The organism is Microcoleus harperi Pol14_C6, assembly GCF_036701295.1.
Lineage (GTDB): Bacteria > Cyanobacteriota > Cyanobacteriia > Cyanobacteriales > Microcoleaceae > Microcoleus.
This window is the reverse complement of the sequence record NZ_JAUBQN010000005.1, coordinates 207,385-219,436: the sequence shown is the minus strand read 5'-3', so window position 1 is coordinate 219,436 and position 12,052 is coordinate 207,385. Positions and strand designations below refer to the sequence as shown.

At 44.4% G+C, this 12,052-nt stretch carries 8 protein-coding genes; 7 read left to right on the top strand and 1 reads right to left on the bottom strand.

The window, feature by feature from the left end; all coding sequences use genetic code 11:
• The first annotated feature begins 73 nt into the window (after positions 1–73).
• Positions 74–2,446 carry a glycosyltransferase family protein gene (locus QUA27_RS06485; protein ID WP_333067091.1) on the top strand — a complete coding sequence of 791 codons (2,373 nt, stop codon included), beginning with the start codon at positions 74–76 and terminating at the stop codon, positions 2,444–2,446.
• Positions 2,447–2,461: 15 nt separating this feature from the next.
• Positions 2,462–3,352 carry a glycosyltransferase family 2 protein gene (locus tag QUA27_RS06480; RefSeq protein WP_333067063.1) on the top strand — a complete coding sequence of 297 codons (891 nt, stop codon included), beginning with the start codon at positions 2,462–2,464 and terminating at the stop codon, positions 3,350–3,352.
• 256 nt (positions 3,353–3,608) lie between these two features.
• Here the strand turns inward: QUA27_RS06480 and ribE are convergent, their stop codons facing one another.
• Complete coding sequence (ribE, locus tag QUA27_RS06475; protein WP_333067062.1) at positions 3,609–4,325, bottom strand: riboflavin synthase; 717 nt, start codon at positions 4,323–4,325, stop codon at positions 3,609–3,611.
• Between the two features lie 228 nt (positions 4,326–4,553).
• Here ribE and QUA27_RS06470 point away from each other — a divergent pair, with 228 nt between their 5' ends.
• The 5 genes from QUA27_RS06470 (at position 4,554) to QUA27_RS06450 (ending at position 11,926) form a co-directional block, all read left to right on the top strand.
• Positions 4,554–5,060 carry a bifunctional nuclease family protein gene (locus QUA27_RS06470; RefSeq protein WP_006635481.1) on the top strand — a complete coding sequence of 169 codons (507 nt, stop codon included), beginning with the start codon at positions 4,554–4,556 and terminating at the stop codon, positions 5,058–5,060.
• A 5-nt stretch (positions 5,061–5,065) separates the two neighbouring features.
• A complete protein-coding gene (locus QUA27_RS06465; protein ID WP_333067061.1) occupies positions 5,066–6,196 on the top strand; it encodes an aldo/keto reductase in 1,131 nt (376 codons plus the stop codon).
• A 629-nt stretch (positions 6,197–6,825) separates the two neighbouring features.
• Positions 6,826–10,047 carry a PAS domain-containing sensor histidine kinase gene (locus tag QUA27_RS06460; protein WP_333067060.1) on the top strand — a complete coding sequence of 1,074 codons (3,222 nt, stop codon included), beginning with the start codon at positions 6,826–6,828 and terminating at the stop codon, positions 10,045–10,047.
• Positions 10,048–10,348: 301 nt separating this feature from the next.
• The gene (locus QUA27_RS06455) at positions 10,349–10,879 is read left to right on the top strand and encodes a hypothetical protein (protein ID WP_333067059.1); all 531 of its coding nucleotides are present in this window, start codon (positions 10,349–10,351) and stop codon (positions 10,877–10,879) included.
• Positions 10,880–10,981: 102 nt separating this feature from the next.
• On the top strand, positions 10,982–11,926 hold the full coding sequence (locus tag QUA27_RS06450) for a YwqG family protein (RefSeq protein ID WP_333067058.1): 945 nt from the start codon (positions 10,982–10,984) through the stop codon (positions 11,924–11,926).
• The last annotated feature ends 126 nt before the right edge of the window (positions 11,927–12,052 follow it).

Genomic DNA, 12,052 nt, shown 5'->3' with positions numbered 1-12,052 from the left:
AATTGGGAATTGCCTAAATTAATTTTCTTGTGGAACGGTCGAAAAGCGCACCCCACAAGAAAATTTATGTTTGGTGCAACGAACAGGCGAACTCGTTGCTTTTCCTCGTTACCAGGCTTTTTCTGGTAACGAGGAAAAACTAATAAAAAATGGTAACTTGGAGCTTATGCTAATAGCGCAGCATTTGTGGGAATTAATTTTATTTCTGATTATTCTAGTCGGGCCAATTCCCTTAAGCTTGTCTCTTGCCTTTGAGAATCAGAAAGAAAATAATAACTATTCATTTCCTCATTTTTTACTCATACTCCTGACGGGATGGAGTATTGTACAAGTTTGTATCGGCTTGATTTTAGGAAGTGTCGATCGCCTAAATATTTCTGCCGTGATTATAGCAGAAATTCTGATTGGTGCGATCGGCTTCATCCTGATTTATACAAAAAACCACAAAACTTTTACCTTCTCCGAGTGGCCGATTCCCCAACTCAAGCAACCTCTGGCTAAATCCGAACGCCTAATTATTTTTGCCACCGCTATTGCAGGATTTTTGCTGTTACAAATTCTCGCAACCAAACCCACAACCAATTATGATTCATTGTGGTTTCACCTACCTGCGATCGCTCGATGGTATCAAACCCATTCATTTACCTTATTAGATGCCGCCGGAAATTGGATTTTTGAACAAGAACAAGCCCGAGTATATCCTTACAATTGGCACGTTTTATCTGCTTTGTGTGTACTCCCCTTCCGAGAAGACTTTCTCGCAGCTTTTCCCCTGCTAATTGCGTGGGTACTTGAGGGAATTGCCGTTTATCTATTAAGCGTAAAATTTGGAGCAACCCGAATTCACGCTCTGGCAGCAGCATCTTTAGTATTGACAGTACCGATGGTGCTCAACCAAGTTAACACCATTCACCCAGACTTACCGCTAGCTGCAATATTTACAGTAGGTTTGTATCTTGGTCTATCCTATCACAGCAGCCGATCGCAATCGGAACTATCCCTATTTTTGGCAGCCGTAGGAATGCTAGCTGGAATAAAAATCACTGGGATAGTCTATGCAGCCTCACTTTTAGGAGGATTAGCAATATTAGAAATTAAAAGATTCGCGGTTAATAAAAAATCTACATCAGCTAAATTTAGAATTCGCCACTTTCTCAAACCAGTCTTGCTGTGCAGCGTAGCTTGTTGCTTGCTTTTAGGAGGTTTTTGGTATGCGAGAAACTTGCTGCAAATCAATTACCCTGTCAGCGAAGTCGGCGATATTAAAATTCCCTTAGAGCCTGTTCCCTTACCGCCTCCCGTACCTGGACCAACACCTCCGGTACAGCAGCCGCCCGCTTCGCCACTTCTAAAGATTTGGCAAAGCACTTTAGCAGCTCAATTTAATCCCAGCAATTTTTCCCACTGGCAAACTGTCGGCTTACAAATTATCATTAGATTGCAACTGCCCTTTCTGGCGATCGCACTTCAGGTATTGGCAGCGCCTCTGGCTTTTATCCAAAGTAAAACCAGAAGAATTAATCAAAATAATATTATTTTAATTGTACTTCTCGCCAGCACAGGAATTCTGTATTTAATTACACCTTACACCTCCGGTACTGTCGGAGAGTCGATCGGTAAACTCAGCCCTATACTCGGTTTTAACCTCAGATACGGATTTCCCTTTTTAAGCGTACTCGCCGTCGCCGCAGCAGCTACAGCAACTCTCTTGAAAACTCAAAATCAAGTTGTTCTGGCAGTGGTTTTGATTAGTGGTTTTTTCGGAATTACTAGCAACACAATTTTTGATTATATTAAAAATGCTTCTTTCACCGGAGATAGTATTGTTTGGGGGAGTTTATTGATTGACAATTTTAAGTCTAATCCAGTAGAAGCTATTAATAGTATCTGGAAAATATTAGCTCCAAGTTGGCAATATATATTACCATATCCGATATTTTATATTGTGTCACTGACTCTGGCTGCGATCTTGTTGAAAATAAATCCTGGCTTCGGATGGCTGAATCATCTATTTCCAAGTCGCAATAAATCAATTTATATAGTGATAATTGGTGTGTGTATAGGATTGATATTAATTGGTCATTGGAGGGAAAAGCGAGATTTTGCACGGACAGAGCTGTATCGCGGTATTTACGAATATATTGATAAAAATACACTACCAGATGAAAGAATAGGCTTCTTTTTAAGTTCGCGCAGCTACCTATTTTACGGGAAAAATTTGGACAGAAAAGTTTTATATGTGCCGTTTAGACCAGATCGACTTTCGGCATGGGTTGACAACCTGCGACAACATAAAATTAGGACTGTGGGATTCGGGCCCCTGACTGAGACAAACGCAGCTACTAGAAAAGCTTTATCTTGGCTGACAAGTCCCCAGGGCCCGCTGCAACCAGTTTTTGGGAAAGATTTTAATACTGAGTCGGTGTTATATCGCTTGAAAAATTAAAAGTTATTAGTTACCATGAACCAAGCTAAAACTCTATTTTCAATTATTGTTCCGACCTACAATCGCCCCGATAAATTAGCGGCGTGTATTCAGTCTTTTGTTGAAATTGAATATCCGCGCGATAAATTTCAAGTTATCGTGGTCAACGATAGCACCGAAATCTCTGTAGAAAATACCATTTCCGCTTTTCAAAATCAGCTAAATATCAAACTTCTGACACAACCCAACTCCGGCCCTGCAACGGCGCGAAATACTGGGTCTTTTGCCGCAGAAGGCACATTTTTAGTGTTTACAGACGATGACTGTACTGTGGGGGTAGATTGGCTGCAAAATCTGGAAAAGCGATTTGTGGAAACACCAGATTGCTTAATCGGAGGTCGAACTGTAAACGCGCTGCCGGATAACATCTATTCTACTGCCAGCCAGCAACTGATCGATTACCTTTACAGTTACTATAATGCTATTGGCGATCGCGCCCAATTTTTCACTTCTAACAATTTTGCCCTTCCCGCTGAGGCTTTCCAAAAAATCGGCGGCTTTGACACGACTTTTTCTCTAGCGGCTGGAGAAGACCGGGAATTTTGCGATCGGTGGTTGCATTCGGGCAAAGCCGCAATTTACGCTCCCGAAGTTATAGTCTATCACTTCCATGCACTAACTCTTCGCAAATTTTGGAAACAACAATTCAATTATGGTAGAGGTGCTTTTTTGTTTCAGCAAATTATCTCGAAACGCGAGGCTAATGGGAAACTACAACATCCGTCCTTTTATCTGAATTTGCTAACTTATCCATTTTTCCACGCACCGGGCTTTCAAAAGCTATTAATTGCTGCATTGTTTTTAGTTTCTCAGGCAGGAATTGCTGCGGGATTGTTTTGGGAGAAAAACAATTTTATTGAGGAATAAAATTTCATTAATGAACCGCAGAGAGCGTAGACAGAGAATTAAGAGTTACTGGAGTGCGTCTGCTTTGAACAGTCAATTATTGATATAATTCATTCGCTCCTGATGCCTTCTACAACTCAAAAACAGGCTCACCTGCCTGTTCCACAAAGAGTGAGTTTTCTTGTGGGGTTGGGCAGGATAACCCGCGCGTAAAAGGCTTATTGAGGATGGTGTAATATCTCAGATATTAGCAAGGTGCGCGGTGCGTACCCACAGATTAGATAAATCCGTGTTCTGCTAAGAATTCTGGTGTGATTGTTCCCAAACTGTTGATTGTGGGGGTTTCTTCCCACGGTTCGGGATGGGATTTTGTGCCGCTGCGGAGAAATTTGGCGACATATTTACCCAGAATATCTGCTTCTAAATTAACTAAACTTCCTGGTTGCAAATAGCTGAGGTTTGTCTCACCAAAACTGTGGGGAATGACGGCAACTTCAAACCAATTGCCGTCAGCATCGCAATCTGCCACGGTTAAGCTGATGCCGTTGACGGCGATACTGCCCTTGGAAACGATGTAAGGTGCGATTTGACGCTGCCATCCCGAATTTGCTGCTGGTGGGGCAGTAAACCGCATTTCCCAAGCGTTGGAGGTTTGGGTTGATGTGGCTAAAGTGCCGATCGCATCTACGTGCCCGGTCACGAAATGTCCCCCCAATTTGCTACCGGCGCGCAGGGAGGTTTCTAAGTTGACCCAAGCATCGGGGAATGCTCCCAAAGTAGTACGGCGCAGGGTTTCCGGGGAAGCGACGGCGACAAAACCTTGTGGCAGAACTTCCACCACCGTCAAACAGACTCCATCCACGGCTACGCTGTCCCCAATGGCTAAATCTTGTAAAATCTGGTAGGAGTTGTTTGATGTGCTGCAGGAAATTTGGAAATAATCGTTGCCTAGCGACTTCAGCTTTCCGAGAGATTGAATTAGTCCTGTAAACATAAGTATTTTTCCTTAGTCGATCGCTTATTTACATCAAATCACAGGGACAAACCAGAGACAGGAGGTTTTGCCGTCTCCCTGTCCCCCGGAGTCAATCTAAAATCTAAAATCGACAGTCCCCGATCTGTTGCTGATTCAGGCGAAGATCAAGTCATACTGGATTTAGGTGATCTTTATGTCCAAGTTCTCTACTGCCTTACAGTTTCTTAATTCTATGAGGCCGATCGAATGATTGAAATGAAAGTCGCTGGAATTGCCTTAGATGCAGCCACGCGCAGTCCTATTGTCCTATTGAGAGACGCTACTGAGCGACGGGCTTTGCCTATTTATATCGGTCAGGAGCAAGCAAAGGCTATTATTAGCGCGATCGAAGGTCACAAGCCTCCTCGACCCTTAACTCACGATCTGATGGTCAATTTTTTAGAGGCATGGAGTCTTACCTTGGAGCGTATAGTTATTCACTCGCTGCAAGATAACACGTTTTATGCCGTGCTGATCGTTCGTCAGGGAGAAGTTAAAAAAGAGATCGATGCCCGACCTAGCGACGCGATCGCCCTAGCCCTGCGAACGAACTGCCCCATCTGGGTGATGGAAGAAGTCGTCGCCGATGCTTCGATACCGGTCGATCGAGATGCTGATGAGGCCGAACGCCGGGCCTTCCGGGAATTTATCTCAAACCTCCGTCCAGAGGATTTGATCAAGAGAAGCGGCTTCAGCCCGGGCGAAACTTCCTAACCTTTATGCGCTATCGACGGTTTGGCAAAACAAAGTTGCACCTGTCGGTATTTTCCTTGGGAACCATGCGCTATTTGGCTTCTGAGGAAACTGCCTGTCAGACTGTAAAACAGGCGGTGTCTCTGGGAATCAATCACCTGGAAACTGCGGCTGGTTACGGTTGCAGCGAGGAATATCTTGGCGCGGCCCTTTCGGCTGGTTTGTCTGTCGATCGATCGCGCCTCCACGTCACTACGAAAATTTCCCCAACCGAGGATGCAGCAGCAATGGAACGCTGTATCGACGCATCCCTCAAACGCCTGAATTTAGACTATATCGACTGTCTGGCAATTCACGGTTTGAATACTTGGGAACATTTGGCGATTGTGCGATCGCCCACAGGCTGCATGGAAGCTGTACGCAAAGCCCTGGCTGATGGTCGCATTCGGCACGTCGGCTTTTCGACTCACGGGCCTCTGGATCTGATTTTGGCTGCAATCAATACAGATTTGTTTGAATTTGTCAATCTGCATTATTACTATTTTTTTCAGCGCAACGCCCCGGCAATTGAACTCGCCAAAGACAAAGATATGGGCGTTTTCATCATTTCCCCAGCCGATAAAGGAGGGCAACTCTACACGCCCCCGGAAACTCTCGCACAATTGTGCTCGCCTTTCTCGCCTTTAGAGTTGAACTATCGCTTTTTACTCAGCGATACTAGGATTGGGACTTTGAGTGTGGGGGCTGCAAATGCGACAGAATTAGAGCAACCTCTGAAATATGCCGATCGCGACTTTCCCCTCACCAACGCCGAAATCGCTGTATTCGAGCGGCTAGAATCGGTTATGGCAGCCACTTTGAAAACCGACAAATGCAGCCAGTGTTATGCCTGTTTGCCTTGCCCGGAAAACATCAACATTCCCGAAGTATTGCGACTCCGCAATCTCGCAGTCGGGTGCGACATGACTGACTTTGGCAAATACCGCTATGCCATGTTTGAAAATGCCGGACACTGGTTTCCCGGCAACAAAGGCAACCGCTGCACCGATTGTGGCGAATGTTTGCCTCGGTGTCCCGAAGAGTTAGACATCCCAACTTTGCTCAAAGATACTCACCAGCGACTCGGGGGCAAAGCAGGCAGGCGGTTGTGGGATTGAAAAAAAGGTGATGAAGGCAAAAGGCGATCGAGTGTATCTAAGTGTTGCAATAATTACGTTAAACTTTGGTTTAAGTGAATTTAGGATAGAGTCGAGCGAAAAACTACTTAGTTTGCGGACTGTCTGCAGGCATTGGTGTCCACTTAACGTCTTATGTTGTACCAATCTACTGTTTGAGTTCATAGTCTTCCCGATCCCCCCTAACCCCCCAGGGACAAGAGCGTCAAAGTCCCCCTTCTTAAGGGGGATTTACGGGGAGCGAGACTCGGCTATAAACGAGAGATACAAATGGTTTTAGTCTGAAGTTGACACCAATGTCCCCTGTCTGCTCGCAACAAACTTTAAATAGGAGCCGACAGTATATGGAAAAACAACTAAATAAGACAATCTGATTGAATACCGAGAAATTGATTTATTTAAAAATATCCCAGTCATTTTCTTGCTTTATTGCCCCCGGCGAGAGCTAACAATTTTATGATGAGTGACTAAGCGAACTCGATATAAAATATAAAATCGTTCGACTGAGCGCTCACGCCGAAGTCTAAATTCTCAAATCTAAAATCTCAAATTGATTCCCTTCCCGATTAATTGATGGCCTGTCATCTACAACCGATACCGCATCTACTACTATGGCTCATACTCAGTTAAACGACAGCCAGCAAAATTGTCTGCAGCCAACTAAAGTTGCGACTTCCGAAAGAACATTGAAAGCAGCTTTTAAGCCGTGTACCTACAACTTATCTGTTACCAGAAAACAGCTAATCGGACTGCTGACTTTACAAACAATCTTGCCAGTTGGGCTAACGGGAGCAGCACTTTGGCTAACATCGGCAATTGAAAGCAATCAACTGCAAAATCAAGCTAAATCAGAACTGAGCCTTAGTGAAATTGACTACAATCTCCAACTAGAGCGCGCCGCCGACCGTTTGCAAAACTCCTCTGACAGCAAAACGATCGCCCAAACAGCCTTAGCTTACAACAGCGGTAATAAAAAATCAGATTTGCGAAAATCAGTCAAGCAAGTTCTAGAAAATCAAGTCAAAACAGGGGAAATAGACAGCGCGGCCTTAGTGGGGAAAAACAGGCAGATTGTCGTTAGCGTCAACTCCAACCAGAAGGGAAAAAGTTTTAACCTGCAAAAAATAGTCGATCGAGTATTCGCTGCAAAAGAGCCAATTACCGCCACCGAAATCATTGCCAAATCAGAAGTTCAGAAACAATGGGGCTCTTTGTCGCCCGGAAATGGCGATCGCCCTGTGCTAGTCCGCTACGCAGCAATTCCCGTAAAAGATCCAAAAAATCAGACAGTGATTGCTGCGTTAGTGTTAGGAAAAATTATCAGCCAAACGTCGGTAGTTGCTAACAGCGAAACCCTCAATTTACAGGGCGGCGGATATCACGCTATCTACGCACCGCTGGCTGACGGCAAATTTGTCTTGGCAAGTTCGCAAGCAGTTACAAAAAACAAACAGTTGCCAGACTTAAATTCGATAGACAAATCTCTCCTAAAATCTGCACTCGCTGCCGGCGGCAAACCAGTCGCCGGAAACGTACAAATAGGCAGTCAAACTTATACAGTAGCTGCCCAATCCCAGGAGAATTTAGCCGGAAAACCCGCAGCAATTTTAGTGCGGGGCATCCCCAAAACCTCGATCGAAACCTGGTGGGGCAACAACTGGCTGCTGGCACTGTCTGCTGCTGCGGTTGTCCCCTTCGCCTTGGCAGTTGCTGTCACCCGCCGGATTGCCAAACCCGGTAACTCAAATTTATCAACAGCAGAGGGGAATTGGGCATTTAACTCCACTGCCCAACCGCAGCAGCGATCCCGGAATTTGGATTTAGTTTATGACAATTTAAATTTAGGCGAATTTCCAGATTTATTCCCTAAAAAATCGAGTTTAAACGGTAAATTAGCGGTCGATTTTCGATATAAAAAAAATCAGGGCGATCGGGAGATCGCAAATCCCCAGCTCCCGCTCGCTTTCCAACCCCTAGAATTGGCCGAAAACTCCGTCTCAAATCAGTCGCGGCAGGTAAATACAGAACTAGAAAAAAGCGCGATCGCCTTAAATCTAGTCCAGGAAGCTTGGCAAGACTTAAATCGCCTCAACTGGGAATTGCAACCAGAAATACTCGATCGCCAAAACACTCAAAAAGCCCTGCGAAAGAGCGAAGCACTGCTGCAAGCGATTTTAGACAACTCAACAGCAGTAATTTACATCAAAGATGTTGAGGGAAAATACCTGCTCACCAACCGCCATTTTGACAATTTGTTCGACATCGCAAAAGAGCAAATAACAGGCAAAACCGACAGCGATATTTTTCCCCAAGACAAAGCAGCAGCCTTGCGAGAAAATGACCTGAAAGTTCTCGAATCCTCCTCGCCCCTAACCCTCGAAGAAATCATCCCTCAAGACGACGGCCCGCACACTTATATTTCTCTGAAATTTCCCCTCTGCAACTGCGAAGGTAAAGCTTATGCAGTCGGTACAATTTCTACAGATGTGAGCGATCGCAAACTTGCCGAACTCACCCTCGAAAAAGCCAAAGCAGAACTAGAAATAGAAGTCGAACAGCGCACCCTATTCCTCAAACAAGCCAACGAACTCTTGCGGTTTGAACTCGCCGCCAGAGTCCGGGGTGCCATCACAGTCAGACAAATGACCGCTCAGGTAGCCCGACACGCCAGAACAGTTGACGGCATTCTCGGCGCTTCTCTTGACCTAATTTTTCTAGTAGATCGATCGGGAAAATACACCTATGTCAGCCGCACCGCCGCTCAAGCTGCCGGCATGAACCCCAGAGAAATGATTGGCAAAACCTGGCAGGAATTAGGCTGGTCGCCAACAATTATGCAGCGAGTTCACCAAGAATGCGACGGCATATTTGCCACAGCCGAGCCCGTGAAAGGCGAAGTAATTGTCCCCACGGCAAGCTGGGGAACCCGCGACTACGAGTACATTCTCAGCCCGGTTTGTGCGACAGACGGCAGCGTCGAAGCGGTGGTGGCGACACTGCGAGATATCACCGAACGCAAAGACGCTGAGGAAGCGTGGCAGTTGGCTAAAGAAGCCGCAGAACTCGCCAACCGCGCCAAGAGTGCTTTTCTGGCAAACATGAGCCACGAGTTACGCACTCCCCTCAATGCGATTATCGGCTACAGCGATATGCTGGTGGAAGATGCCGAAGAGTTAGGCAACTTAGAGTTAGTCTCGGATTTAGACAAAATTCGCACTGCTGGCAAACACTTGCTGCGGCTGATAGAGGACATTCTCGACATCTCCAAAATTGAAGCTGACAAGATGGAGATTTACCTCGAAAGCTTCGATGTTGGAGGCTTAATCGAGGAGGTAGTAACAACTATCAAACCGCTAATGGATAAAAACGGCAATACTTTGGAAGTATTGAGTTCTCAGAATATCGGCGCGATGCACGGCGATTTGATGAAAGTGCGGCAGGTAATGCTGAATTTGCTCAGCAATGCTGCTAAATTTTCTGCTAATGGGACGATCGTGCTTACTTTAGAAAGAATTACCAGTGAAGAATTAAAAAATAAATATCAACCGAGAGTTGCTCAAATGTTAATTTTGGATGCAGATTTTTTAATTTTCCGAGTGACGGACACGGGCATCGGCATGACACAAGAGCAGCAAGAGCGACTGTTCCAACCTTTTACTCAAGCCGACAATTCAACCACTCGCAAGTACGGCGGTACTGGTTTGGGACTGACTATCAGTCAACGTTTTTGTCAGATGATGGGCGGCGATATAGAAGTTACTAGCGAGTTAGATTGCGGTTCTACTTTTACCGTTTGTCTGCCTGCTTCATTGTTTAAGCGATCGGAATTTTAATAATTTTGCAGAAATAAGAGCAAGAAGAGTCGGCGGTTGAAACCGCTACTATACAAACAATGTCCGCCTCCGCGGACTGAAGAATAATAAAATTAACTGGTTCCCATGCTCCAGCCTGGGAACCTAAATCTAGAGGCTCTGCCTCGCTTGGAAACATGGAGGCAGAGCCTCCGGATCTGCGTTACTAGGCTCCAGCCTAGTAACGAGTAATTTAAAATTATCTGCGTTTATCCGTGTTTATCTGCCTTACATCTGCGGTTTTTGTATCAATGAATGATTTATGCCATTCAAGTCTAATAATATGATGAATTACCACAAATTGCGCCACGAAAATCAAGTTTTCCGCCGCAAACACGGCATTTTGACAAAAAGTTTATTTTTGTTCCTGACTGCGGGTTCTACCTGCCTCGGAGCCTTGCTGTGGGGACAATCGGCAGCCTTTTCCCAGCAGCCGGCCTGCCCGACTGGTAACGCTGCTAATTTGCCGGCGCCCCCCCTTTCCCAAGCCGAAAAAAGCGTTCCGAGTCTGTGGTTAGCTCAAAAACTCTATGGCGGGAAATTGCTCGATCGCTGGTTTGTCGATCCCGGCAATACTTGGGTAATTATCATAGTTAACCGCCAACTTTGGAGTTTGCTCGATTATATGGAACGCTATCAGTTTGTCAACCGTTTCGGCACTGTCGCCAGCGAATACGGTTACAATGTGCGAGTTTGCAACCGTCAAGGGACAGCTTTGGCAGTTTATTCGTGCAAGGGCGATCGGCTAAGCTGTAAAATTGATTTAGAATCTCTGTCAAATCCGGGTCTTCGAGGCAAACTCAAAGGCTTTTAGTAGGGTGCGTCAGCTAGAGAGATTTTTGGGATAATCGAGAAATCAAAAGCTGACGCACCCACATTTTAGCTGATAAATGCGGTTTAGAATTCGTATAAAAAAATGAAAACAACCCTTGAACTTCCTGCTGAATTAGAACCTTTCCGTCAAGAAATTGAAAGTTCAGAAAAGCCTGTTATCAAAATCACTTACGAACGCAAGGCTACAGATTTGTGGTCAAGCAAATTTGGCGGAGTGCCTTACTTGCCGAAAGGTTACGATTTTCCCAAAGATAGTGAGGGAAAATATATGCACCTTTTGGCACAACTCAATTTTGAGGAAATCTTTGCCCAAGTGCCATATTTAGCGCCTTTCCCCAAAAAAGGAATTTTGCAGTTTTATATTAGTTACAACAATCTAGGTAGTTATGGAATGGATATAGAGAAGTTGGACAATCAAACAAATTTCAAAGTATTTTACTTTTTAGAAATTGACAGAAATAATTGTCAAACAGATTTTGCTTTTTTGTTGGAGCTTTCTGAGAGCTATTCAACTTTAAACAATCAAAAACTTAGTGCGTTGCAATTTGTAGATAAAAATAATTTTCCAACAGATAATCCTTTTAGTGAGTATATTTTTGAAGAACATGAATGTTCACCTTTAAAGCAACAAGATGTGAATAATTCTCAAGAATGTTTGGCTTTACAGTTTAGTCCTGACAATGAGGTGGTTTGCCCAGCAGACTATCAATTGAATAACATTTTTGAAGAACCAAAAGTTAAACAATTATGGGAGGTAATGAGTGCAGATAATTACAAATTATTTGATTGGTATTATGCTAATTTATACGATATTCACCATAAAATAGGGGGATACGGCTACTTTACGCAAACTGACCCTCGTGAGGATAGTCCGCAATACCAAGACCATAAAGTTGTACTTTTACACATGATTAGTGATGATGAATTTTGTTGGGGTGATGGTGGAGTAGGTAACTTTTTGATTCGTGCTGAGGACTTAGAAAAATTAGATTTTTCTCAGGTGATTTATAATTACGATTGTCATTAAAATTAAAATACCAACACTTCAACCCGTGCTATTTTTTTATTTTTCTAAGGTACGTAGTTGCGCTTCAGCGCTCTTTGGAAGCATCTCATTTTTGTAAAAAGGATTTTTTCTTTGAATAATGTCCCG